This window comes from Vibrio sp. E150_018 (genome assembly GCF_053544035.1).
In genome coordinates this window covers 391,491-415,782 of sequence record NZ_JBHGNY010000001.1, presented here as the reverse complement: position 1 = coordinate 415,782, position 24,292 = coordinate 391,491, and the positions used below count along the sequence as shown (strand labels likewise).

Below are 24,292 nucleotides of genomic sequence, written 5' to 3'. Positions count from 1 at the left end.
CATTTAGATGATCTCCATTTCTTTACCAACCGCGATGAATGCATCAATTGCGCGATCAAGTTGTTCACGGCTATGAGCGGCTGACATTTGAGTACGAATACGCGCTTGGCCTTTTGGTACGACGGGGAATGAGAAGCCCACAACGTAAATGCCTTTTTCAAGTGCACGTTCTGCAAATTCAGCGGCGACTTTCGCATCACCTAACATAATAGGAATAATCGCGTGATCAGCACCCGCCATAGTAAAGCCTGCTTCAGTCATGCGAGTTCGGAAATGATCAGCATTTTCCCAAAGCTTAGTACGAAGATCATTGCTTTCAGCCAGTAGGTCAATAACACGAATTGAGGCCGAAACAATCGCAGGAGCTACTGAGTTTGAGAACAAGTAAGGACGAGAACGTTGACGTAACCAGTCAATCACTTCTTTTTTACCCGCAGTGTAACCGCCTGAAGCGCCACCCATTGCTTTGCCTAATGTGCCCGTGATCAAATCAATACGGCCCATTACATTATTGTATTCGTGAGTACCACGGCCATTTTCGCCCATAAAGCCAACGGCGTGAGAATCATCCACCATCACTAACGCATTGTATTTATCCGCTAAATCACAGATAGCGGTTAAGTTTGCAACCACACCATCCATTGAGAATACACCGTCTGTCACAATCAGTTTATGACGTGCGCCAGCTTCATCTGCGGCGATCAATTGTTGCTCTAGTTCAGCCATATTATTGTTGGCATAGCGGAAGCGTTTCGCTTTACATAAACGAACACCATCAATGATAGAGGCGTGGTTTAGAGCATCAGAAATAATCGCATCTTCTGCTCCAAGGATAGTCTCAAATAAACCTGTGTTTGCATCAAAGCAAGAGGTGTAAAGAATGGTATCTTCCATACCTAAGAAATCAGATAACTTACGCTCAAGCTCTTTATGCGAATCTTGTGTACCACAAATAAAACGAACAGAAGCCATACCAAAACCGTGCTCATCCATCCCTTGTTTCGCTGCTTCAATAAGCGCAGGGTGATTAGCCAGACCTAAGTAGTTATTGGCACAAAAGTTTAATACTTCTTCACCTGTTGAGATTGAAACAGCAGCAGCTTGAGCTGACGTGATCACGCGTTCAGATTTGTATAAACCTTCAGTTTTGACATCATCAATCTGTTGGTTGATTTGTTGGTAGAATGCAGAAGACATGGAATATCCTTTTTATTATTGGGATTTTTAGCGTTTAAAAGCTGAAGACTATTTTAGTTCATGGTGAAAGAGACTATTATCCCTCCACATGGAAAAACATTAATGAATTAAATTCACAAATGGGCTATTTAGATGTTGAATTCTCGACTTATCGCATTGTTACCGGATCTCGCCACCTTCATTTTAGTGGTCAATAAAGGCAGCTTTACCGCGGCCGCAAAAGAGTTAGGGGTCACACCTTCCGCTTTAAGTAAATTGATCACCCGTTTAGAAGCCTCGCTCTCGGTTAAGCTGTTTGAGCGTACTACGCGAACATTACAGATCACACAATCAGGTCAAAAGATTTACCAACAATCGGTCGCTATGGTGAATGCGGCTCAACAGGCGGTGGATATCTCCAATGCTGAACACGAAGAGCCGGTGGGTACTGTCACCGTCGCCGCACCAAAAGCCTTTTTGAGTATAGTCTTACAACCAATCGTGACACCTTTTTTACAGCGTTATCCGAATATTGAATTGAAGTTGAAAGTCTCTGATGGCGATATCGATATGGTAGAACAAGGTATCGATATTATGTTTCGCTTAACCGATAAGCCGTATGAAAATCTAATTTCTCGAGAACTTGGCAAGGTCAATTTATCACTTTGTGCTAGTCCAGAATATTTAGATCATAAAGGTCATCCGCAACATCCTACTGAATTAATACAGCATGATTGCTTATACCTTGGAGAAGCTCGTAATGATCATATTTGGAATTTTGTTCAAGGTAATGAAACTCATACAATTCCTGTATCAGGGCGATATGCCGTTAACCATTCACAAATGCGTCTTAATGGGGTCAAAGATGGGCTTGGTATTGGTATCTTCCCTGATTTTGTAATCCGAGAAGCATTGAGTAATGGAGAAGTCATTCAAGTATTAGACGATTGGACGATCAAAGGAAACTATCACGGAGTAATTGCCATGCAATACGCGTCTAGCAAATACATGCCGACGCGTCTAAAAGTGTTTATCGATTATGCCGTAAAACATTTACCTATTTAATAGATCATCTTAGTGAAGCATCGAGATTACCCCCTAAGGTTACAACCTCTCAAATTCAGAAATTGCTTGGCGACCACGTTTAGCTAAGAATTCTAAAAACTGTTTCGGTGTGTGCGTAATCACTTGCTCTGCGGGCATTGCAATACGATCAAGCAATTCACTCACCTTTTCGAATTTACCCAGATCATGAGCAAAATGAGCATCGGAGCCTGTCGTGATATAACCACCCGATTCTTTTACCGCTAAAGCAATCGCTTCACAACGCTGTTCACTGCCCGCACGACTGCCGCCTTTTAATGAAGAGTTATTCAATTCAATCGCCACATTGTGTTGTTTGGCACACTCAGCTACCGCTTTAAAATCGAAATCGTATCTCGGGTTTCCTAGGTGACCGAGCGCATCAACGCGGCCACTTTTAATCACATTGATTAACGTTGTGGTATGAACCTCTTTGGTAGAAGGTGTAAATACCGGCTCATGGAAACTCGCAATGACCCAATCTAAATGCTCATCGGAACTAGGATGAATATCAACCTCACCAGATTCATTCATAATGTTGCTTTCCATACCGCGCAAAATGGCCACATCACTTAAAAATCGGGGTAAAATACGTTGGTTATTGAAAAACCAATAATGTGGAGCGCCCGGCATAGTTGAAGCGTGGTCTGTAGTGCAAAACATTTTCATACCATGCTTATGAGCGCATTCAGCATTCTCAATTAACGTACTATAAGCATGACCGCTTGCATAAGTGTGAGTATGGGTATCAACCTGTATCTGCATCATATTTCTCCTTCTACTGGGTTATATACCATATCATTTTCATGTTGCGGCTGTATTAAAAATACAATCTAAGTTTCTAAAGAATGTTTAGTGAATCAAAACTCACCATTATCTTATCCCAACCACACCCATTAGATGAGCAGATAATTAGTACGATTGGTATTAGGTAAGTTTAGTGTCAATTTTATTCTGTAAACTCAAATAATGAATACAAAGAAGCATAAACAGGTGTAATTTATATATATCCAAACTTTCAAATCGAAAAGGATATTCTTATGCTTAAGCTCAAACCTGCATCTTTAATCATTATCGCCATTTTTGGTTTATCACAGCTTACCTTTGTACCAACCGTCTTAGCAAAAGAAAATCTAAGGCAACAAACATCTGCAATTCAAGCCACTCGTTATCAACAAGATGTCGAGATTATTAAGCATACGTTCGAGAGCCAACTTTACACGCTGAATGCCAACACTGCTGGGCATTACGGGTTAAGGATGTACCGCCAAACGTTAGATCCGAAATACTCTGCAGCAGTTTGGTCAGATATGGCAAGAGTCGCTAGCACACTTAATGAAATTGCCGCTGAAATACACACGCGTAAGCAAGCCAAAGCTTACGGGCAGAAGAAATTACAGTACTATAAAACAAAGAAGACTGTTCGCACCCAATTGCGCTACGAAGTGACCAAAGATAAGCCTGAATATCTATTCTTAGGTATCGACCTTCTTGGCGCTATGGCTCGAGCAGATGAATATGGTTTAAAGCATAAAGGCGATAAGCATCTACATAACTTAATTCGTCAATTCGACTTTAAACCCTATGCAACTGACCCTGAAATGATCAAAGCATGGGCGGCTCAATTAGCAAATCAAGTCTATTGGTTGCGCCAGTTAGATGAACAAGATGTGGTTGATGATTTTATTCTTGCTTTCCAAAAAACCTATCCAGATAACCAAGATAAACAACTTACCGACCAACAATATACAAATAAAATTTATGGTTTAACTCATATTATTTTTGCCGCTTCGGAGTACTATCAACGCCCTATCGACAATAAAGAATTCTCATGGATTTATGATTATTTCGATAAAAACATTGAACAAATATTAGCCCGAACTAAAGAGGATGTGGTGGCCGAGGTAGGTATCAGCTATCTACTTGCAGGAAAGTTAGATTCTCCAACTCTTGCCGATACACAAGCTACCATTTCTCATGCAATTGACATGAAAAGAGGCATGATTCCATCCACTGATGGTGATTTTGAATTAGGAAAAGGTGAACATAGAAATGTATTGGCGATCATGCTATTAGGATGGCAAGGAACCAATGCGGCGCCAACCATTTCAAAGCAACCAAATGTATTTAACAATTTACCATATGGTTTGGTTAAAAAGTAGCATCGACCAAAGCACTCTCCCACTCAATGTATTGATGAGTGGGGATCCCCCTGCGTAAAATCATTTATCTCTGTTATTGGAAGCGGCCATTGCATCTTTACTACTAGTAAATTTAATCAGCCGAGTTCAATTTAGCTGTATTATGATCTGTTAATACTACTGATTTATATAGAAAATATATTTTTCACTAGGAAGAACACCATCATACTAATTAAAGTCGTGGCAATCACATTCTTCGTTTTCCAAGCGATAAACGCCGCCAGAATAGCCGCAATCAAGTATGGATTATGATAAGAAACCGACAAACGATCATCATGGATAAACACAATCGGAGCCCAAATAGCGGTTAATACTGCCGGACTAGAATAACTAAGCAAACGCTGCGTATTGCCATTTAACTTTAGTGGTAGCTTAGGAGAAATAAACAAATAGCGACTAAAAAATACTACCGCTGTCATTGCCAAAATTGAAAGTAGAATCATGCTTCCCCTTCACTATTTTGATGAGAAATTGCTTCATCTTTAACATTACCTTCAACTAAGTAACCCGCCACCATCGCGAGTAAACTGGCAATAATAAGACTACCTTCAATTTTCCAATAACTCAGTAAAACGGATACTACCAAGGCAACAATAACCGATGTTAAAACAGACCAAGTTTTAATTGTTGGAATGACAATCGCAATAAACGTCGCAGCAACTGCAAAGTCAAGCCCCCACTGGTCTAAATTCGGAATTTGTTTTCCTGCGACAATCCCTATAAAACTAGCAATATTCCAAACTAAGTAGAAGCTAAAACCTGCACCTAATGCGTACCAGCGGTTAAACACTCTTTGAGTTTGATGGCCACAAACCGCAAACAATTCATCGGTCAGTAAAAAGCCTAATCCTAAACGCCATTTAAGCGGTAAAGGACTCAACTTTTCGCGCATCGACATACTGTAAAGAAAGTGACGAGAAGTAATAAACAAGGTCGTCAACAACATTGTCCATAAGCCTACTTGAGCATCAAACATGCCCGTGGCCACGAGTTGTGCAGCTCCGGCAAATAAAATCGCCGATAAGGCTTGCGCTTCAAATGGCGTTAAACCGATATCAATCGCATACGAACCAGCTAACAACCCCCAAGGAATGACGGCTAAACTGAGAGGGAAAATAGCTAAAGTTCCCCGCCATATCTGTGATACGCGGGAAACATTTGAAGAAGCGTTATTCATAAATATTAAGAATGCTCATTGATATCAATTAAGGTTTCGAAACGAGGGTTACCTCTTAACATTTCAAAATCAGGCTCATCAGAGGCCAGCTCTCGAAGTGATGCACTTGATTCAATAGCTAAGACAAGATCATTAATCGCTTGCTCTTCGGCACCGAGTCGAGAATAGGCACAAGCACGTTGGTATAGAGCATGACCGTTATTATCATCCACTTCGAGTACTCGATTACAAATACTCAAGGCCCAATGGTATTCATTAATTTCCATCGCTGAATCAGCTTTATGAGTTAATGCTTCGAGATCACCTGGGCGAATTTTTAAAATTTCATCATAGGTTTCAATTTTTTGCTCTGGAGTCTGAGCACTCTGTGCACGAAGCCATAAGTTATGTACTTCATTAATAATTTCAATTTCGCGGTTGTTCTCTGTAATGATTCGTGTCTTACGTTTTAAATCACGCTCTAAGGCACTAAACTTTTTCTCATAAGACATGGTGATTTCATTAAGACGCTTATCAGCCATTTCTTTGGTGTTGTGCTTAATCTCTTTCAAAGACTGCCAACCGACTAGTGCTACCAAAGAAGCAACACCAGCGATGATATAGAAAAAGTAAGTCACGGTAATATTGGAATAGTTGAGAGATTTATCTGCGACAGCCAATTCACGGTCGGTAATTTGTACCGTCAAACGACGCTCTAAATCTTGTTGTTCTGTCCGCAATGATTTTAATTCATCGAGAATATAACGCTCCATTAAGGGACGATCGAGCATTTCCGTTTCTGAGTATTTTTTCGCTTCATTTGCTAGCGTCTGAAATGACAATAACGATATTAGTACAATCCATAACCATTTCATAATTTTGCCTTATTATATTATTGTTTTTCACCAACAAACCTTAACATAATTACAGCGAAGTTATATACCCAAGTAACTTTATCCCACACTAAAACAAGGGATAGAGCTAAAATTCTAATGATCAGTACTTTTTAAACACCGGTCGGCAATCAACTGCAAGAGAAAGGTTTCTCGGTCAATCGACATCCCTTTTTTATCACTTAGTTCAATGGTTTTTAAGTTGTGCTCTATCGCTTGTTGAATGTTAATCCAAACAGGCTTCATACCATTATTAATTTCATGCGATTCAAAACATGTATCCCCTAACCTATCATCAACTTCACAGGTATAACAATAAGACAGCATGTGCATCACATTGGCATCACCTTTATACCATGGACGAAACTCTTCATAACAACCGAACGCTTCAATATTACGAATATTCTGTGCACCCGTTTCTTCTTGTAGCTCGCGGATCATGCCCTCTACTTTGTCTTCACCAGAATCTAATCCTCCACCAGGCAGGCTGTAGTCGTGGTAGCGTTCAGTATAAAGTAGAAGAATACTCTCACCTTTCATGGCAATCGCACGTGTAGCTAAGCGTTGAATAATCGATTTAGATTCTAACTTTTTCACATCTGGATGTACGGTACTTCGTAGTAATTTCATTAACTTTTTTCTCTTTAAAAGAGTTCAGATCATTTAATATTAAAATCGGCCACAGACTCAATACACATTGCATCATGGCGCCAAAATTCAAACTCACAATCAAGCAACATTCCATCTTGGTTATAACGTATTTTTTCTACAAGCGTTGCAGGACTCCCCGAAGTGGCACGTAAAGCCTGAGCAATGTCCCCCATTAAAGAAGAAGCGGTAATGCGATATCGAATTGCTTGGTACTCTTGATGGTAGTGCTGACGATATATTTCAATAAGTGAAGTGCTTAAGTCATGCTCAAGCAGGTTAGGAAATAAATTCGGATGAGCATAAGTCGTCACAAAAGCTACCGGACGATCATCCAACAAACGTACCCGATCAATACAATAAACATTGCTAAAAGGTTTCAGATTTAATTGTTTCGAAGCTTGCTTATTAGCCAACATGGATTTAGCGGTAATCAACTTTGTTTCCGGTTTAAACTTCTGAGCGAATGCCATTTCAGTAAAGCCTACCACTTGATTAGGGTTATAAATCAACGGCTCTGGTGAAATAAACCAACCACGTCGGTCTTCTCGATACACTTTACCTTCTGCTTCCAATAAAGATAATGCCTCTCTTAAAGTCACCCTAGTTGTATCAAAAGATTCGGCTAATTGGCGCTCTGATGGTAATTTCTGCTTAGGTAGTAAAAAACCTGACTCTATTTGCTCAACAATAGCATCTTTAATTTTTACATATTGCACTGGCTAGCCTATCACCCTATATGTCAAATAATGTTCTTAGTATTTATACAAGTCTTGTATATAAGATAGTAACTTATTTATTTTATACAGGACAGTTTCAAATTTTTACTCAAACCAAGGCAACCAAGGCTCCATAACGATAAGAAACTAAAAACATTCTGTTCAATAGAGTTGATTCCACAAGTTCTGTAAGTGACTCAATATGCGTAGAAAGCTTTAAATCCGTTGATACAAATGTTGATTGTCACCTAACTCTATTAGTGTCGTTGTATACAAATAACACCTTCCTTATAGTGCCTTAAAAAATAACAATAGGGGCTGAAAAACAGCCCCCATATAATGCACCATGAAGAAATATAACAGGATAGTATTATTAAAAATGGATAGATTAATGTCCTGCCACAATCTTAAAATAATAAATCATTGCGATTGCAATAAGGTACACGGACCAATGATCTTCTTTAAAACGTCCCGTAATTAATTTCAAAAATGCGTATACAACTAATGCAGCAGCGATACCATTACCAGAATTAAAACTAAAAATCGTCATAGCAATGCAGACAAAAGCAGGTAAATACTCCGTAATATCTTCATAATTAATTTTACGCAATGACATCATCATTGAAAAACCTATATATACAAGAACCGGAGCAGTGGCAACCGTCGGAATCATTGTAGCGAGTGGTGATAAAAATAGCGTTAGTAAAAATAATGCTGCTGTCACTATACCAGTAAAGCCCGTTTTCCCTCCAGCTTCAACACCCGCAGAGCTTTCTAAATATGTAGTTAATACTGGACATGAAAATAATGCCCCAAAAGTCGTCGCGGTCGAGTCCACATGAAAGTTTTTTTCGATACCAGGCAAATTACCTTTATCATCTAAATAACCAGCTTGTGCGCCTACTCCTAATAATGTTCCCAAGGTAGAGAAGAAATCTGGAATAAAAAACGCTAATAAAAATGGAATGTATTTAACATCTAATGCGCCCAAAATATCCAATTGAAAAGCCATATCACCAATATTTTGTGGCATAGCTATAACTGATTTTGGAAGCTGTGTAATGCCTAGAGGGATGCTAATTACTGTTGTAATTAAAATAGCTAATATAATTCCACCACGAATTTGACGGGTAGTAAAAAAGAGCACAAGAAAAAAACCTATAAAACCAACAATGGCGGGCGTTGAAGTTAAATCACCAAAATTCAATACATTTTTACTCGCATTAGCAACAATAATGCCTGCTTGTTTCAGCCCAAGAAGCGCAATGAATAAGCCTATACCGACACCTACGGATATTTTAATTCCATGTGGAATCACTCGAACAATAAAGTCCCTCACCCCTAAAAAAGAAACCAACATAAAAAGTACACCGCTGATAAAGACAATACCTGATGCAATCTCTAAAGGAACCCCGCCACCAACGAGAGTAAATGAGAATATAGCCACACTCCCCAAACCTGGTCCTAAGACAAAAGGTCTATTTGTATATAGTGCCATAGCTACGGTCGTAATAACGGTCATCAAGACAGTTACTGTCATTGCTTCTGCAAATGGCAAGCCAGCTTTACTTAGCATTCCAGGTACAACCGCAACTATATAGGCCATCGTAGCAAAGATTGTAAATCCCGCTATTATTTCCGTTTTAAAGTTTGTTTTATATTTTTCAAATTCAAAAAACGCTTTTATCTTTTCCATTGAATTATATTCCTATTCCATCAAGAATTATTAGTTTCTATATTTAATTTGTTGTGCTTCCGGTCTAGAGTGGCAAAAGCTCAATTGTTTATAATATTCATCAAACTGCAGCCCCCACTTATCTATCCATTCCTCTTTTTGTTTTTTAGGTAACCAACTAGATTTCAAACTATTGATAATAAAAGTTTTCAAACTCATGACATCGAAACCTAAATCTTCCACCATGGTACGATAACAATTAACACTGTTAGTATTATGCATATGCCAATCGTCAGTACATGGCACGATATTTAAACCAGCCTGAGCCATGGCTCGGATAGGATGGTTGTTTTTCCATTCGTTAAAATCTGGCCATTTATTTAAAAAATAAGTGTTTGATGGTACAACTGTAAATGGAATTTGAGATTGAGCGTACTGGCGTGTTAGTTCTTTATTTTCAATAATGCTATAGCCATGATCGACTCGGTCAATACCAATCAATTCAATACCTGATTCAACATTTCTCCAATGTAAACCAAACTCCGAACAGTGAGCCGTTAATTTATAACCATGTTGTTTTGCTAAACGATATGCTTTCCAAAATTGCTCAACGGGGGCGTCATGTTCTTTATAATCAATACCGATACCAATTACATAAGGGTGTGGGTGAAGCAGCATAGTTTCGACCATTTCAACTGCAACTTCTGGGGTTTTCTCTCGATTAATTGATGGTATCAAACGAATGACAATACCCCATTTTTCATAAGCATCATCAATCGCTTGTACTAAGGAGTTATTCACACATTGATATTGAAGCGACGTATCACTAGGGTTCCAAAATGTTTCAATATACAAAACACCACATGTGTGGGCATCTTCTGCAACTTCCAATAAAACACGATAATAATCTTCAGGCTGCTTCATTAATTGATACAAATACGTCAATGCTGCAATTCCACCTTTCGTAGACCCCGTTTCACTTTGGTATTCACGGTAATAAGTCTTTGCCTCATTTTCAGTCAAAGGTTGGTGATATTTTTGAGCTAAATCCAACATAGTTGCCATTCTTACACCACCAAGGAGGTGATAATGAAGATCAGCTTTAGGGATATGATGTATAAATTCGGTTAATGTGAGTTTCTTCATTACATTTGCACCAATAAAAGCAATCGATTGCTTAAGTGTGCAATGTATACGAACTTATGAGAAATGCCTTTATTGATATGGCAATGCCATTTCGGCATTATTTAATAAACTTAGTGCCTAAACAGTATGAGGAAAATGATCTATTTAACTTAAAGACCAACCTTCTTGAACTTGTTTTGTTAGTTGTTTCCAAAATGTTTCCCCCTGATCGCTGAGTCGACTTTGATTTCGATAAACTCTCATTTGGTACGGCACACACCACTTCTCAGTATTAAAAGAGAATAATTGACCATTTTTAAGCTCATCAATAATCAAATTACTAGGCAACCAAGCGAGTCCTTTCCCTCTCATCGCCATATCCTTGTGCAATTGACACATCGATGATTCAAAACAGGTTTTAAAAGAGAATCCAAAATCAATACCTACATGGCTCTCAATCAAACGAGCACTATAGCTCTCTGATGAGTAACGTAATAATGGTAACGTACTTTCTAAAAATGGATTGAATATAGGGTGTCCTGCTTTATCAACAGCTGACACTAATAGAAAGTGTCCTTTCCCAACTGGGATATTTTGAAATGGGGGTTGTAAGAGCTCCATAACATCAAATGCAAATAAAATATCGCTTTGTCCATCTATCAAAGATTGACTTGCTTGATCAACTCTAAGTACATCAACACTATATGGTAACTCATAACCAACATGGACTTGTTCTACTAAGTTCATTAATGATGGAGAAGCTAAAGAGTGTGGTGTGGCAACTTTTAATGGCGTAAAAAGTTGTTGTTCCATACCTTTTAACTGGGTTAGACCATGCTCAAGTTGTTGGACTAAATTTCTCGCAGTAGTCCTAAATTGCTTACCGGCAGGAGTTAAACTTATAGGGTGTGTTGTTCTATCAATAAGCTGTAATCCAACAGCTTCCTCCAGTGCTTTAATATGTCGCCCAAAAGCGGGTTGAGTGATAAACCTAGCTTCAGCAGCTCTCGAAAAATTTTTCATTTCACTAAGAACTATAAAGTCTTCTAGCCATTTAGTATCAATACTCATTAACTCTTCCATAAATAAAAAACGCCCAGCACATAAAGCACTAGGCGTAGTATATACACCCAAGTCATTTCAAGGTGCGAGTTTCAGCAAGAGCAAAACAAGCTTTCATACCGAGTCTGATCGATTTGAAAGCTGCTTACATCCCTTCGTCAATCATCCTTGCCTAAAGCCTTGGGTGATAACTCTGAATTCTGCATCTTGAAATCACTTGAGTATAGTATCATCTGTTCTTCTTTACTGTTATTTAGTCACAAGCCATAAAGCATGAATCATCGCTGGGAAGAAGAACAAGAAACACAATATTACGTTAATCAGTAGATCTTTACCTACACCACACTTCAAAAATACAGCCACAGGTGGAAGTAATACCGCTAAAATAATTGCAACTAATTTATTATCCATGTTCCATCTCCAAAATATCAATAATTATTTATTATCAGATAGTTAAGTAAAGTCATCTAGTAAAATCAACTAAATTAGAAAACTTTTATTGTTTCCAAACCAAGCTCTTAAATAATTGACCAACTATGTGTCATCGTAACACTCGCCCCAAGCATTAAACAAACCGAACAATATTTCTCTAGTGATTCCGACACGGCTTTTTCTATTAGTGCTTCATCTAATTGTTCACCAGTTAATTCAAAGTGAATGTTAATCTCGGTAAATACTTTTGGTGCAGTTTCTCGACGCTCACCAGTCAGCTTAGCAACACAAGTTTTAATTTTTTGTCCTGCACTTTTTAGACTATCAACCACATCAACTGAGCTGCAACCCCCCGCCGCCATTAATACCATCTCCATTGGACTTGGTGCTGTTTTTCCGCTATTACCATCCATCACAACAGAATGACCAGACTGTGACTCACCGATAAACTGAAAACCATCAACCCATTTTACTTGTACTTGCATATTGTTTCCTTTTAATAACTTTAGTATTTCTTAACGATCGTTTGGCCAATTGGTGCCAATGAAATAACCGCTAATTTAATGTGTTGAATGCCAAAAGGAATACCGATAATTGTCACAAAACAAGCTAATGCTGATGCTAAATGCCCTAGTGCCAACCAAATACCAGCAAAAACAAACCACACAACATTACCAAGCATTCCTAAAAAGCCGGTACCAATATCTTCTTTAAAGGTTAGTTCATTTCGCTTAATGGCTTCTTTGCCAAACGGAAAAAAGGTAAAAGTTCCAATAATAAAGCACGATTTAGCCCAAGGAATGCAGATAATCGTTAAAATACAAATCAGACCCGCTAACCACCAAAACAACCCCATGAATACGCCACCCAATAGAAACCATAAAATATTACCAATCGTGCGCATGTAAACCTCGTTATTTATACGTTGAAGCGAGAATTCTATCGGCTCGCTTAACACATCATTTTAAATTAATACCAAACCCTATAAGAAAGTGATCTAAATATTAAATTCATTAACCAGTCAGAACGTTATCTTCTGGGTATTTCAATAAAGTTGGCTTTGGTTTTGCTAACATATACGCCAAAGTCAAAGGGCCGATACGGCCAATAATCATGATCACTACCATGATATATTTGCCAGACTCTGATAACTCTGCGGTTAATCCGGCCGAAACCCCTACTGTTGCAAATGCTGAAATAGTTTCAAACATCACTTTATCAAAACTGGCTTTTTCAGTAAGCATCAATAGAAACATAGATCCCGTTAATATAATACCGCTGACTACAATAATCGCTAATGCACGAGTCACTTTAGGCCAACTGACCGTTCTACGGAATAAAACCGCATGTTGATTTTGCTTTAAAAATGCCCAAGTTGCGACAATGGCAACCACGAACGTAGACACTTTAATGCCACCACCCGTTGATGCAGAACCAGCACCAATTAGCATTAAAATAATCATAATAAGCAAAGCTGGCTCAGTTAATTGTGAAATATCAATACTATTAAAGCCAGCAGTACGTGCAGTTGCTGATTGAAAAAAAGCGGCGAGCCATTGTCCACCTTCAGTTAAATTTCCCATTGTTGCAGGGTTATTGTGCTCCAACAACCAAAACATAATGGTGCCAAATAGTAATAAAATAGGCGTCGCCGTTAACATGATTTTGGTATGTAGATTAAAACCACGAAATCCACGACGCCAATTAGCACTGACATCAGTAATAACGGTAAAACCAATACCACCAATGATAAATAAACCGGCAAGAGGAAAGGTAATCGCTGGATCTGCTACATACCCCATAATACTGTCAGAAAATAGAGAGAAACCCGCATTATTAAACGCTGAAACCGAATGGAACAAGGAATAATACAGCCCTTTATTCCAACCCATCTCAGGTACCCAAGTAAAGGATAGAATCACCATACCAATGAGTTCTGCCATACAAGCGAAGATAATAATCTTCATGACCAATTTCTTCAGATTAACATGCTTACTTTGACCTAAAGCTTCTTTCGCTACCGCTTGCTGTTTTAAGCTCAAACGGACACCAAAGATGTAAAGAAGAACTGCCGATAACGTCATTTGACCGAGACCACCGATTTGCATCAGTAGCAGCAATAATATTTGCCCCTCGATAGTAAAGTGTTGCCCGGTATCAACCACACCTAAACCAGTCACACTAATCGCAGACGTTGCAGTAAAGAGCGCATCAGTAAATGACAAACCAGACACAGAAAAAACAGGGAGAGTCAGTAATACTGCCGCAGGCATTAAGATAGAAAGAAAGCTACCTAGTATAATTTTAGGTTCAGACCAGCCTTTTTTCTCACCATCTTGTTTAATGGTAAAGACTGAACCTTTCACTTCTAATAACTTCATAGATAGCCTATTACATCGATTTCATTTTATGAGTCATGATATCTTGCGGCCCGACAATGAATAAAATATCGCCCATTTCAAGGTTTGTATCATATTCTGGTGAATCAATAATTTCAGGCCCACGTTTAATCGCAAGCACCTTCATATCAGGATCTTTACACAAGGATAAATCTCTCAATTTTTTCCCCATATTTTTAAGTGCAATAACGATTTCAGTGATAGCCAAGCCACTACCGATATCATGGAAATCAAATACTCGACGATCTAGCATTTGACGAGCAACTCGAATCCCCATGTCTCTCTCAGGTAAAATTACATGATCAGCACCAATTTTCTGTACGATTTTAGCGTGGAATTTATCGTTAGCCTTAACCCAAACATTTTTTGCTCCTAACTCTTTAACTACTAGAGTCGTTAAAATACTGGCATTCACATCTGAACCAATCGCCACCATTACCATGTCATATTCTTCAAGCTTTAACTCTTGCGCTGTTTCTTCATTGGTACAATTTGCCACGATCGCATTGGTAGTAATAGAAGAGACACTTTTCACTTTTTCTTCATTGATGTCGATTGCAAGTACCTCTGCGCCTGCATCACATAACTCTTCACATACTGAACGCCCAAAACGTCCTAATCCAATAACTGCAAACTGTTTAATTGAAGATTTCATATTTTGATATAGCCTTTCAAATTAATGAACATTAAGAAATAATGAAAAAAGATCGATAAACCATATCAACTATTTCTTTTAACGCCAACTCGTTATTAATCAAAAATGTAAACCTCGCTTAAGCTAGCTTCATTTTTAACACTCATGGCTAAATGTTTGTATTTTCTATCATAAAAAATCGAACCAATACGTAATCTGCCCTAAGAAAAAGAATTATTGATCTAGTTAATGATAAGAGTAGGAATAAACTAAGATATTTGTTAGCTTAACGCCCAATTAATCATCGTTTCACAGGTAATCACTTTGAAAGCATTTTTTGATAATATTTATAATTTTCTCACAGAATACTCTTATAATTGGGCGACTGATTTAATTGCTATCGGTATTCTCAGTTTCATCATTTGGTTAATATGGCGCTTTGTTTGTTCTCGCCTAATCAGTATTACTGACCATACTGCTTTACAGTGGGATGATGTTATCATTCATTCCTTACAAGCGCCTATTAGCACATTGATCTGGTGCTGGCCGATGCTGATAGGTATTGGCGTTTTACTCGAAGATTTATTAGATCGTTCGATAACTTGGATCTACACAGTTCAAATCCTAATGGGAATTGCTTTGGTTGTCTGGACTTTATTTAGACTCGTCAGCAATGTTGAATTAGTGGTTTTACGAAATAACAAACGAGATGAAACGACCGTTCAGGCTTTATCGAAAGTAGTCAGATTGATTATCTTTGTGATCGGTACAATGACGGTAATGCAAACTTTAGGGTTAAGTCTTTCTGGTTTGCTGACCTTTGGCGGCGTCGGTGGTTTAGTTGTTGGTTTGGCAGCCAAAGATCTCCTTTCAAACTTCTTTGGTGGAATGATGGTCTACCTTGATCGCCCTTTTAAAGTCGGAGATTGGGTCCGCTCACCAGATAGAAACATAGAAGGTACTGTCGAAAAAATCGGTTGGCGCATGACGATTATCAGAACGTTTGATAAGCGTCCATTATATGTACCCAATGCAATTTTTAGTAATATCGTAGTCGAAAATCCATCACGAATGCACAATCGACAAATCAACGAAATTATTGGCTTACGCTACCAAGATGCCCATAAAGTCGACGCGATCATTAAAGACGTCCGCGAAATGGTCACCAATCACCCTGATATTGACTCTCGCCAAACCATTATTGTTAACTTCAATACCTTTAGTCAATCGTCATTGAATTTCTTTATCTACGCGTTCACTAAAACCGTCGCCTGGGTACGCTTTCATGAAGTCAAACAGGATGTTTTATTGCAAGTATTAACCATTGTGCATAAACACGGTGCTGATGTAGCATTTCCAACCCAAACACTGCATATACATTCAGTTTCGCCAGAACCAGATGAAATACAGAACAAAGAAAAATCAACTCATGAGAAAGCTAAGTTTTCCATCAAAATGAAATAGTATCAGATACACAAAAAAGCATTTCTGTCCCTTCTCTCTTTTATAAGCGAAGATGTAGGAAGAAATGCTTTTTACGTTAACTCTAGTGTTTACTCAACTTTTACACTTACTTAATACAGAAACGATTAGCACCAACGCTTCTGCTTAATCAGATTATCCATCACCTGATTGACCGCTTGCTCTGTTATATCTACGATCTGGTCAATATCACTTTTGGTTGCTATTAAAGGTGGCGCAAATCCTAAAATATCTCCATGTGGCATGGCACGAGCAATTAAGCCTCGTTCTAAGCACGCTGCCGCCACTTGTGGCCCGACTTTTAAGCTAGGATCAAATTGAGTTCGATGGTCTTTATCTGACGAAAACTCAAGCCCATGTAACAAGCCTACTCCACGGGTATCACCAACCATGGGATGATCGACAAATTTCGCATGCATTTGCTGTTGTAAATATTCCCCGACGACTCGGCTATTCTCCACCAGTCCTTCACGTTCAATAATATCAAGATTACATAACGCCGCCGCAGCGCCCATCGGATGTCCTGAGTAGGTATAACCATGACCAATTGCACCCCATTGATCAGTACCATCTTCCAAAACCGACCACACTTTATCGCCAATAATCACGCCTGATAGAGGCAAATACGCAGAAGTTAACCCTTTTGCGACCGTCATAAGATCTGGTTTCATTTGATACAAATCTGAACCAAAGTTCACCCCTAATCGACCAAAGCCGCACACCACTTCATCAGCAATCAGTAATATGTCGTATTTATCGAGCACCTTACGAATTGCCGGCCAATATCCACTTGGAGGTGGCACAATGCCACCCGTTCCGAGTACTGGTTCTGCAATCATTGCTGCGACGGTATCGGGATCTTCTTTTAAAATTTGTGCTTCCAGATGGTCAGCACAGAGTTGAGAGAATTCTTCTTCACTCATTTTATCCACTTCACGGCGATAATAATAAGGCGACATTGTGTGCTTAATCCGTTCAAGTGGTAGATCAAAATGCGCATGGAAAATCGGTAAGCCCGTCATGGAGCCAGATGCAATACTAGAACCATGATAGCCACGCTCACGCGAGATGATTTTTTTCTTCTCTGGCTTTCCTCGAGCATTGTTGTAATACCACACCAGTTTGAGCTGAGTTTCATTGGCATCACTGCCAGATAGACCGTAGTAGACTTTGCTCATGCCATCTGGAGCCCACTTTAAAATTCGATCAGAAAGCTCAATTAATGCCTCATTAGTATGGCCCACATAAGTATGGTAGTAGGCCAGTTTCTTTGCTTGTTCATAAATAGCATCGGCCATTTCTTCGCGCCCATAACCAATGTTGACGCAATATAATCCGGCAAAACCATCAAGGAGTTCAATGCCTTCCGAATCGGTAATTTTCAACCCTTTCGCACCAGTAATAATACGACCTGATAACTCACCTGCGGCGTACTGCTTCAAATGAGTCGAAGAGTGAAAAATGCTCTCACGATCAGTTTTTAAAAGTTGCTCTGTTGATTTAGTCATAACTTTTCTCCTTTTAATTCACTCATCAATTACTTTGGATATATACCCAAAGTAATTGGAGTTATGTGAGGCGACAAGTGAATGAGACCCCATGAGCATAGCTAGCCTATGGCTTTCTTAATAAAAGATAGCGGGGCGAATGAACGCCGTTAACCAAGCTTCAGCTTCAAGTACGACGGGTATATTAAGATCCACTCGCCGTTGGTAGTTGCCCTAAGCAGCAGTATTTAATCTCACTGAATTCATCAAAGCCGTGGCAGCTTCCTTCTCGCCCGAGCCCCGATTGTTTAACGCCGCCAAATGGTATTGGCCCACCGGTCATCTTGACGGAATTGACACTCACCATGCCAAATTCTAACCCTCGCATGCAGCGCCAAATATCATGAATATCGTGGCCATAGACATAAGCCGCTAAGCCATATTCGGTATCGTTGCTCATTTCAATCACTTGCTCTACATCGTCATAAGGGATCACACCTGCAACAGGACAAAAGTTCTCTTCGCGATACACCGCCATATCCGGAGTCACATCCGCAAGCAAGGTAGGCGGGAAAAAGTTCACTCCTGATAAATGGCCTTGATACTGGGAAACTAAACGCGCCCCTTTATCGATGGCATCACTGACTAAACGTGCCGCATTGTTGGCAGCATTCGCCGAAATAAGCGGCCCAAGTGTGACTTTTGGATCAAGCCCATTACCGACCACAATGCTATTCATTGCCTCAGAAAATTTAGTTAAGAAGCTTTCATAATGACGACATGGCACAAAGATACGATTGGCCGCTAAACAATCTTGTCCTGAGGTTTGAAACTTAGCATCGATAGCAGCATGAACCGCCTGCTCAATATCCATATCATCCAACACAATAAATGGCGCATTACCGCCCAATTCCATACTGCATTTTTTTACTGTATCTGCTGCTTGCTTTAGCAATAATTTGCCTACTGGTGTTGAACCAGTAAACGACAACGCTTTAATCACAGGAGACGCACACAAGGTTTTTGAAATCATCGCCGCCTCACCTGTCACGACATTAAAGACGCCAGCAGGAAAGCCACAACGATCGGCCAGTTCCGCTAAAGCAAGCGCTGAAAATGGCGTATCACTAGCAGGCTTAATCACCACAGTGCAACCAATGGCTAATGCCGCGGCCGCTTTGCGTGTGATCATCGCATTAGGGAAATTCCAAGGGGTAATTAAAGCCGCCACGCCAATCGGCTCACGCAGCGTAGAAAGTTGCGCATTGTTGATGTGACTGGGAATAGTATGCCCGTAACTACGACGCGCTTCTTCAGCAAACCAACGAATAAAGGACGCGCCATATTCCACTTCACCTACTGCTTCAGCAAGCGTTTTACCCTGTTCAACCACCATTAAATACGCCAAATCTTGCTTGGCTTCTAAAATGGCGTAATACCAATTCATTAGAAAATCCGCTCGCTGATCGGCACTTAATTTTCGCCATGGTTGAAAAGCTTCATCTGCAGCTTCAATTGCTTGTTCTATTTGTAGCTCGCTCAACATACTGATATAGCCAATAGTTTGGTTATTGGCAGGATTTTCAACCGCATGAAAACTATCACCACATTGCCATTTTCCACTAATGTAAGCGTGATTTCTGACTAGACGAACATCATCCAGTAACGTCATCATTTCATGCGAAGCTTTATGCTCATTGTTATTAACATAATGAACAGACTGGTGGTTATTTGGCTCATTGGTGGAATAAATATCTCGATCAGAAAATCCCATAATGCCCTCCCGTCCTATCAAAGTATGAGTATAAGAATTAGCTCATAGTTAAAAGATAAGGAAAACCGAGTAATTATGTTTTTGAAGAAAAGAGATTAAGGTATGTTTTTTTCTGTTGAGTCACCAGAATTCAGGGATTTTTTCTGGTGACGTTAACTGACTATCATTATTTCAATAATGGCTTTCAAACGGGGAGAACATCCAATGTAAGTTCGCAACTTGTTATTGAATGGCATATTCTTCTTTTGGCCTGCTAAAGCGACTTATAGCCAATTTTATAAATGCTCACCAATATGCGCTATAGCAATTTTCGGATTTTCAGGGTCTATTTTGTTAAAAAAACCAAAATAAATACGGTTGAAATAGTAAGTACCTTTGCCGTTAGCTCCATCAATTCGCTCTAACTTATAGTGATACTCACAATTAACATTCTTATATTCGACATTATTAATTAAAAAGTCTCTTTTTAAGGCCGCTATTGTTCGCTTGTTTTTCCCCGTGCCTTCAGGGGTAACTGGGAAGTCTAAACTTGCATTGAGATTATTTAGGTTATTCTGAGAATCATGAGGAATTATTTCATACTGATCCATAAAAGTAAGACAATCTGTAATACCTTTAATAAAGGATTGATAGCCTCCCTCTGTTTTTCGAATACTATCAAAAGTCGTATTTTCTTGGTGTCCTGGGTAATCCAGAAAGATTAGATTTCGATATAACTGAACAAAACTCTTCGCATACTCACCGTGAGTTCTTGGATTATTTACAAGCACATCCGAACAGAATTCAACCAAACTGCTGCCATCTACGATGTTACGGTGCAATGGAGTAGTTAAAGTATTATTTGAATCCGATGAATATAAAGACATCCATGCGCCATTATATTCTGGTTTAGCAGCATTTACCAAAGCAACCACTGACTTAGAATCTAGATCAGCGATAGTACCAGCTTTTCCCATATTTGCATCATAGAGCAACCCCATTATAGTACCAGCATCTAAATGTTGTGGTTGTTGAAACAGCTCAATTGCAGCCATGTCATAAAAATCATTTGATTTAGAAAACAAAATAAATCCATCATCTTTAAGGTATTTTTCGACTAGTTCTGAAGAAGCTTTGATTGATAACGCTACTGACTTTTGATCTTTTGAAAAATCGAAACTTTCTGGAACAAAACAAATGTTAGCTTTCAAGATTAAGCTCCTTTAGTTGGGAGCTGCGATTGTCCAGTCATAATCATGAACATATCTTGAGCTTGTTGGTCAAAGAATCCATCAGGCCAATTAGATAATTTACCATCTTTAGCGATAGTTATTTTTTCTACATTACTTTGCTGCTCACCTTGTGAAATGTAGTAAAGCGTAAACAGCTCTGGAGCAAAGTCCTCTTTCAATCTCGTAATTACACGAATACCGTTTAGTAAGTGATCACTATGTGTTTCTACTATAACTTGAACACCAGCTTGTGCTGTTAGAGCAATAAGTCGTCCCAAATAACTCTGACCTCGGGGGTGAAGGTGTGCTTCTGGGTTTTCAATGATAACTAACCCGTCTTTTCGAGTGTTAAGCAGTGCCGTTACAATACCCAGTACGTAACTAACGCCAAAACCAACGTTATGTGGCTTAAGTGACTTATTCCCATTTTGCTCAAAGATATTAACTGCGGTAGAGGCTTGCTCGAACAACTGAGAAGTTACTGATATTCCAGGGCTGATTTCTTTCATCCATGCATCTATTTGCCTCCCCAAAGCAGCTTGTCCTTCAGACGGATGCAGTCTAGGGTCAAAGGCTGCACTTTCCGAGTCGATGGCACCACCAACGAACAAACGGCGAGATGTATTGGATGTAGATAGAAATTCAGATGTAAACTCTCCTCTAGTTCCCAACCAGTCTTTATGGAACCCATCTGAATTTGCAAGTTCATAGTTGGATTTTGGTCCAAGTCGCTCAGCTTGCAAACACTGCATGTTTTCAATTAAATACCTTAATTCTGTGTTGAGGTCTACAGGTGGAACCAATACTGTAAGGTGCTTGTTTGACTTATTTTCCTGCTCACCTATATCATGATAACCCCAAGATATAGTTTTCGAAGCTATTTCCAGTTCAAGATTTAATGATGAGTCCTCAGCATGTTGATGATGGATATCATCGAGTGTTCCAAGCGTTACAAGATCACCATTCAAAGCTGCACGTGAATCAAAGTACGATTGAAGAGGAACAGATATCGCCTGTATAGCGGTACTCTTACCCACTGAGTTATTCCCACAAAACACCGTAAGCTTTGTAAAGTGAAACTCTTCATCTTTATAAGATTTAAAGTTGTGCAATTTTAATCTATCTATTTTTATCATTACTTTCACCTAGCACTGGGACTATATTAGCTTCTACACCTGTAGAATGTTTTAGAATATTTTTAAAAGCTTCAAATCTATATAGTATCGTCGGTCTCTTACCCGTTGATGATGATATTGAGTAGGTAAAGCCTCGTTTTGCACTTTCATACTTGTCGGACTCCCAATTAGCATATTCTTGCGAATCTGATTCGATCGCATTATATAAACCATTAATTAGTTCATCTGAGTGCCATTTAACTTGTTCACATTGCTCTTGAGACAAGCTAGAAAAAGTTGTAACAACAACTTCAAACAACGGCTTACTTATAGGTGCCGATTTTCCTACATCCAATTGCTTTTTAAACGCCAGTCCATCAAAGACTTGATGCGCAAGGCTCAATCCTTGTTTAAATTTATTCTCTAGAATGAAAAATAAGGGGTCGCTATTCTTTGATAGGTGAGATAAACCTTCATCAATTAATGCTGAATTCCCTATCTCTAACTTATATTTATTTATTTTATCCATCACCAATGATAAGAAACCATTGTACGTTTTATAGTTGAAATCCTTGTAACCTAAAACTATGTAAGATAGAGCAGAAAGGCATAATTCCATATCTTTTTGCCTTTGAGGACTAACCTTACCGTTAGTCGACTCTATGAAATCAAAACAAGAAGATAGGTAACGTAAAAACGTTACGCTAGAACCTTGATACATAGCAGAACGTATTTCTTGATCACTCAGTTTTACGCCATAAGTATTTATTCGATGGAAAAGTTCTACGATTAGATTTTCTTTATCAGATTCAGAGTCAATAACATGTGCTGTGATTTGATACTCTCTTATCTTTCTCTTATCGAGTCGTGAAAGCTCACTAAAGAGTTTTCCGTTGTAGTTGTCATCTAAGCTTTCCAATTTATCCAAGCGGAAATCATCTTTCATAAAATCAAAGACTGTAGTGATACGTTGTAAGCCATCTACGACGATCCAATCGCCATCTTTCTTTTCTGCAAAATAAAATGCAGGGAGTGGCAGCCCCATTAATATTGATTCGATAAGTTTTGACCTTTTCTCCGCAGACCAAATGCGGTCCTTACGTTGAAAGTCTGGCTGTAACTCGATTTCGTCGAAACTCAATCGTTCATAAATTAGGGTCAGAACTGGCGTTATATGACGGATCCTCAAGCCACTTTTGCTACTATCATCTTGGGCTGTATCAGAATCACTGGAATCATCATTAACATCGGGCTCACTTTCATTTTCAACACCAGTGAACGTTTCATCTTCAATAAATTCTTCAACTGACCTCACTTCTGTTCGTCTCACATCACTGGTCGATTGACCAAGCATGACTTGGAGTTCGTTCTTAAGTGTCACGATCGAATCATCCACGTCACTTTGCAAGCTCATCAGTTTTTTTATAGCTAGATCTAACTCACCACTGATAGAAGCATGAGAGGCTCCATCTTCTACTCGCCGCTGGACAGTTTCGAGGCTTTTTAATATTTCACTATTACGAAGAAATACTTTTTGATTACTAAGCTCAAAATAATTATCAATTTTCGACAGAACAGTACTGAGCTCATCACCGGTTAACTCAGATAGAGTCCCTAACTCATGGACAGGGTTTGCACGTAAAAAGATGTGCTTTTTCCCCTTGAATCGAAAGTGCTGAATGTAAGGAAGGTGAGCTAGTATTGTTTCTGGCTGATTTCGGCTACTGCCACTACCATATAAAGCTTGGTCTACACTACTAAAGCCTTTGTATAGCAAATCATTCCATATAGCTTCTAACTCCCAAAAAAAGCGAGCACTTCCAAGATCACCCGCTTCTGAGGATACGAAATACTTTTTTTCTTCCCAGACGATCTTAGTTATATATATTGGGGCGGTTTTTGGGTTCAGGGATAGAAGTTGTTTACCGACAAGTTGTTCTATATCAGATAAAATACCTTTGAAGTTCATGAATTAGACCTAGTTGAATATTATTTATCTGTTCTAAGTCTAACACGCTTA

Annotated in this window: 23 protein-coding genes; 3 read left to right on the top strand and 20 right to left on the bottom strand. The window is 39.0% G+C overall.

Features of this window, described 5'->3' with window-relative positions; genetic code table 11:
* Window positions 1–3: 3 nt before the first annotated feature.
* A complete protein-coding gene (locus ACE3G9_RS01945) occupies window positions 4–1,197 on the bottom strand; it encodes a glycine C-acetyltransferase (protein WP_417880607.1) in 1,194 nt (397 codons plus the stop codon).
* A 132-nt stretch (window positions 1,198–1,329) separates the two neighbouring features.
* On the opposite strand from ACE3G9_RS01945, the gene ACE3G9_RS01940 reads away from it, so the two are divergent.
* Window positions 1,330–2,241: a LysR family transcriptional regulator gene (locus ACE3G9_RS01940; protein WP_417880608.1), complete on the top strand. Its 912-nt coding sequence runs from the start codon at window positions 1,330–1,332 to the stop codon at window positions 2,239–2,241.
* Between the two features lie 39 nt (window positions 2,242–2,280).
* On the opposite strand, the gene ACE3G9_RS01935 is transcribed toward ACE3G9_RS01940, so the two are convergent.
* Window positions 2,281–3,024 carry a phosphatase gene (locus ACE3G9_RS01935; protein ID WP_417880694.1) on the bottom strand — a complete coding sequence of 248 codons (744 nt, stop codon included), beginning with the start codon at window positions 3,022–3,024 and terminating at the stop codon, window positions 2,281–2,283.
* 275 nt (window positions 3,025–3,299) lie between these two features.
* Here ACE3G9_RS01935 and ACE3G9_RS01930 point away from each other — a divergent pair, with 275 nt between their 5' ends.
* A complete protein-coding gene (locus tag ACE3G9_RS01930; RefSeq protein ID WP_449218334.1) occupies window positions 3,300–4,421 on the top strand; it encodes a DUF3541 domain-containing protein in 1,122 nt (373 codons plus the stop codon).
* A gap of 164 nt (window positions 4,422–4,585) precedes the next feature.
* On the opposite strand, the gene ACE3G9_RS01925 is transcribed toward ACE3G9_RS01930, so the two are convergent.
* The 13 genes from ACE3G9_RS01925 to ACE3G9_RS01865 form a co-directional block, all read right to left on the bottom strand.
* On the bottom strand, window positions 4,586–4,903 hold the full coding sequence (locus tag ACE3G9_RS01925) for an AzlD domain-containing protein (protein WP_449218333.1): 318 nt from the start codon (window positions 4,901–4,903) through the stop codon (window positions 4,586–4,588).
* On the bottom strand, window positions 4,900–5,637 hold the full coding sequence (locus tag ACE3G9_RS01920) for an AzlC family ABC transporter permease (protein WP_449218332.1): 738 nt from the start codon (window positions 5,635–5,637) through the stop codon (window positions 4,900–4,902). Before ACE3G9_RS01920 ends, ACE3G9_RS01925 begins: the two co-directional genes overlap by 4 nt.
* 5 nt (window positions 5,638–5,642) lie before the next feature.
* Window positions 5,643–6,491, bottom strand: coding sequence for a tetratricopeptide repeat protein (locus tag ACE3G9_RS01915; protein WP_417880612.1), 849 nt, complete (start codon window positions 6,489–6,491; stop codon window positions 5,643–5,645).
* Window positions 6,492–6,605: 114 nt separating this feature from the next.
* Window positions 6,606–7,139 (bottom strand): NUDIX hydrolase, encoded by a 534-nt coding sequence (locus ACE3G9_RS01910; RefSeq protein ID WP_449218331.1) that lies wholly within the window; start codon window positions 7,137–7,139, stop codon window positions 6,606–6,608.
* A 29-nt stretch (window positions 7,140–7,168) separates the two neighbouring features.
* Window positions 7,169–7,876: a phosphonate utilization transcriptional regulator PhnR gene (phnR, locus tag ACE3G9_RS01905; protein WP_449218330.1), complete on the bottom strand. Its 708-nt coding sequence runs from the start codon at window positions 7,874–7,876 to the stop codon at window positions 7,169–7,171.
* Window positions 7,877–8,264: 388 nt separating this feature from the next.
* Entirely contained in the window at window positions 8,265–9,572 is a 1,308-nt protein-coding gene (locus tag ACE3G9_RS01900; RefSeq protein WP_449218329.1) for an NCS2 family permease, read from the bottom strand.
* A 30-nt stretch (window positions 9,573–9,602) separates the two neighbouring features.
* Window positions 9,603–10,697, bottom strand: a complete 1,095-nt coding sequence (locus ACE3G9_RS01895) for an adenosine deaminase family protein (protein WP_417880616.1) — start codon at window positions 10,695–10,697, stop codon at window positions 9,603–9,605.
* Window positions 10,698–10,841: 144 nt separating this feature from the next.
* The gene (locus ACE3G9_RS01890) at window positions 10,842–11,747 is read right to left on the bottom strand and encodes a LysR family transcriptional regulator (protein ID WP_449218328.1); all 906 of its coding nucleotides are present in this window, start codon (window positions 11,745–11,747) and stop codon (window positions 10,842–10,844) included.
* A gap of 240 nt (window positions 11,748–11,987) precedes the next feature.
* Window positions 11,988–12,149 carry a YqaE/Pmp3 family membrane protein gene (locus ACE3G9_RS01885; RefSeq protein WP_417880618.1) on the bottom strand — a complete coding sequence of 54 codons (162 nt, stop codon included), beginning with the start codon at window positions 12,147–12,149 and terminating at the stop codon, window positions 11,988–11,990.
* Window positions 12,150–12,256: 107 nt separating this feature from the next.
* Complete coding sequence (locus ACE3G9_RS01880; protein ID WP_449218327.1) at window positions 12,257–12,655, bottom strand: OsmC family protein; 399 nt, start codon at window positions 12,653–12,655, stop codon at window positions 12,257–12,259.
* A gap of 20 nt (window positions 12,656–12,675) precedes the next feature.
* Window positions 12,676–13,074, bottom strand: a complete 399-nt coding sequence (locus tag ACE3G9_RS01875) for a YccF domain-containing protein (RefSeq protein ID WP_417880620.1) — start codon at window positions 13,072–13,074, stop codon at window positions 12,676–12,678.
* A 109-nt stretch (window positions 13,075–13,183) separates the two neighbouring features.
* A complete protein-coding gene (locus tag ACE3G9_RS01870; RefSeq protein ID WP_449218326.1) occupies window positions 13,184–14,551 on the bottom strand; it encodes a TrkH family potassium uptake protein in 1,368 nt (455 codons plus the stop codon).
* A gap of 10 nt (window positions 14,552–14,561) precedes the next feature.
* The gene (locus tag ACE3G9_RS01865) at window positions 14,562–15,224 is read right to left on the bottom strand and encodes a potassium channel family protein (RefSeq protein WP_417880622.1); all 663 of its coding nucleotides are present in this window, start codon (window positions 15,222–15,224) and stop codon (window positions 14,562–14,564) included.
* Window positions 15,225–15,527: 303 nt separating this feature from the next.
* Between ACE3G9_RS01865 and ACE3G9_RS01860 the strand changes: the two genes are divergently transcribed.
* Complete coding sequence (locus ACE3G9_RS01860) at window positions 15,528–16,667, top strand: mechanosensitive ion channel family protein (protein WP_417880623.1); 1,140 nt, start codon at window positions 15,528–15,530, stop codon at window positions 16,665–16,667.
* Window positions 16,668–16,792: 125 nt separating this feature from the next.
* Here the strand turns inward: ACE3G9_RS01860 and ACE3G9_RS01855 are convergent, their stop codons facing one another.
* The 5 genes from ACE3G9_RS01855 to ACE3G9_RS01835 form a co-directional block, all read right to left on the bottom strand.
* Window positions 16,793–18,193: an aminotransferase gene (locus ACE3G9_RS01855; protein ID WP_449218325.1), complete on the bottom strand. Its 1,401-nt coding sequence runs from the start codon at window positions 18,191–18,193 to the stop codon at window positions 16,793–16,795.
* 184 nt (window positions 18,194–18,377) lie between these two features.
* Window positions 18,378–19,847, bottom strand: a complete 1,470-nt coding sequence (locus ACE3G9_RS01850; RefSeq protein ID WP_449218413.1) for an NAD-dependent succinate-semialdehyde dehydrogenase — start codon at window positions 19,845–19,847, stop codon at window positions 18,378–18,380.
* 374 nt (window positions 19,848–20,221) lie between these two features.
* A complete protein-coding gene (locus tag ACE3G9_RS01845; RefSeq protein ID WP_449218324.1) occupies window positions 20,222–21,136 on the bottom strand; it encodes a hypothetical protein in 915 nt (304 codons plus the stop codon).
* A gap of 2 nt (window positions 21,137–21,138) precedes the next feature.
* Window positions 21,139–22,293 (bottom strand): DUF3696 domain-containing protein, encoded by a 1,155-nt coding sequence (locus ACE3G9_RS01840; protein ID WP_262639850.1) that lies wholly within the window; start codon window positions 22,291–22,293, stop codon window positions 21,139–21,141.
* Window positions 22,277–24,241, bottom strand: a complete 1,965-nt coding sequence (locus tag ACE3G9_RS01835; RefSeq protein ID WP_449218323.1) for a DUF262 domain-containing protein — start codon at window positions 24,239–24,241, stop codon at window positions 22,277–22,279. Before ACE3G9_RS01835 ends, ACE3G9_RS01840 begins: the two co-directional genes overlap by 17 nt.
* Between the last annotated feature and the right edge of the window lie 51 nt (window positions 24,242–24,292).

Coding starts and splice junctions, on each gene's coding strand:
- ACE3G9_RS01945 (WP_417880607.1), bottom strand. CDS start 1,197: ATGTCTTCTGCATTCTACCAACAAATCAACCAACAGATTGATGATGTC.
- ACE3G9_RS01940 (WP_417880608.1), top strand. CDS start 1,330: ATGTTGAATTCTCGACTTATCGCATTGTTACCGGATCTCGCCACCTTC.
- ACE3G9_RS01935 (WP_417880694.1), bottom strand. CDS start 3,024: ATGCAGATACAGGTTGATACCCATACTCACACTTATGCAAGCGGTCAT.
- ACE3G9_RS01930 (WP_449218334.1), top strand. CDS start 3,300: ATGCTTAAGCTCAAACCTGCATCTTTAATCATTATCGCCATTTTTGGT.
- ACE3G9_RS01925 (WP_449218333.1), bottom strand. CDS start 4,903: ATGATTCTACTTTCAATTTTGGCAATGACAGCGGTAGTATTTTTTAGT.
- ACE3G9_RS01920 (WP_449218332.1), bottom strand. CDS start 5,637: ATGAATAACGCTTCTTCAAATGTTTCCCGCGTATCACAGATATGGCGG.
- ACE3G9_RS01915 (WP_417880612.1), bottom strand. CDS start 6,491: ATGAAATGGTTATGGATTGTACTAATATCGTTATTGTCATTTCAGACG.
- ACE3G9_RS01910 (WP_449218331.1), bottom strand. CDS start 7,139: ATGAAATTACTACGAAGTACCGTACATCCAGATGTGAAAAAGTTAGAA.
- ACE3G9_RS01900 (WP_449218329.1), bottom strand. CDS start 9,572: ATGGAAAAGATAAAAGCGTTTTTTGAATTTGAAAAATATAAAACAAAC.
- ACE3G9_RS01895 (WP_417880616.1), bottom strand. CDS start 10,697: ATGAAGAAACTCACATTAACCGAATTTATACATCATATCCCTAAAGCT.
- ACE3G9_RS01890 (WP_449218328.1), bottom strand. CDS start 11,747: ATGAGTATTGATACTAAATGGCTAGAAGACTTTATAGTTCTTAGTGAA.
- ACE3G9_RS01885 (WP_417880618.1), bottom strand. CDS start 12,149: ATGGATAATAAATTAGTTGCAATTATTTTAGCGGTATTACTTCCACCT.
- ACE3G9_RS01880 (WP_449218327.1), bottom strand. CDS start 12,655: ATGCAAGTACAAGTAAAATGGGTTGATGGTTTTCAGTTTATCGGTGAG.
- ACE3G9_RS01875 (WP_417880620.1), bottom strand. CDS start 13,074: ATGCGCACGATTGGTAATATTTTATGGTTTCTATTGGGTGGCGTATTC.
- ACE3G9_RS01870 (WP_449218326.1), bottom strand. CDS start 14,551: ATGAAGTTATTAGAAGTGAAAGGTTCAGTCTTTACCATTAAACAAGAT.
- ACE3G9_RS01865 (WP_417880622.1), bottom strand. CDS start 15,224: ATGAAATCTTCAATTAAACAGTTTGCAGTTATTGGATTAGGACGTTTT.
- ACE3G9_RS01855 (WP_449218325.1), bottom strand. CDS start 18,193: ATGACTAAATCAACAGAGCAACTTTTAAAAACTGATCGTGAGAGCATT.
- ACE3G9_RS01850 (WP_449218413.1), bottom strand. CDS start 19,847: ATGATGACGTTACTGGATGATGTTCGTCTAGTCAGAAATCACGCTTAC.
- ACE3G9_RS01840 (WP_262639850.1), bottom strand. CDS start 22,293: ATGATAAAAATAGATAGATTAAAATTGCACAACTTTAAATCTTATAAA.
- ACE3G9_RS01835 (WP_449218323.1), bottom strand. CDS start 24,241: ATGAACTTCAAAGGTATTTTATCTGATATAGAACAACTTGTCGGTAAA.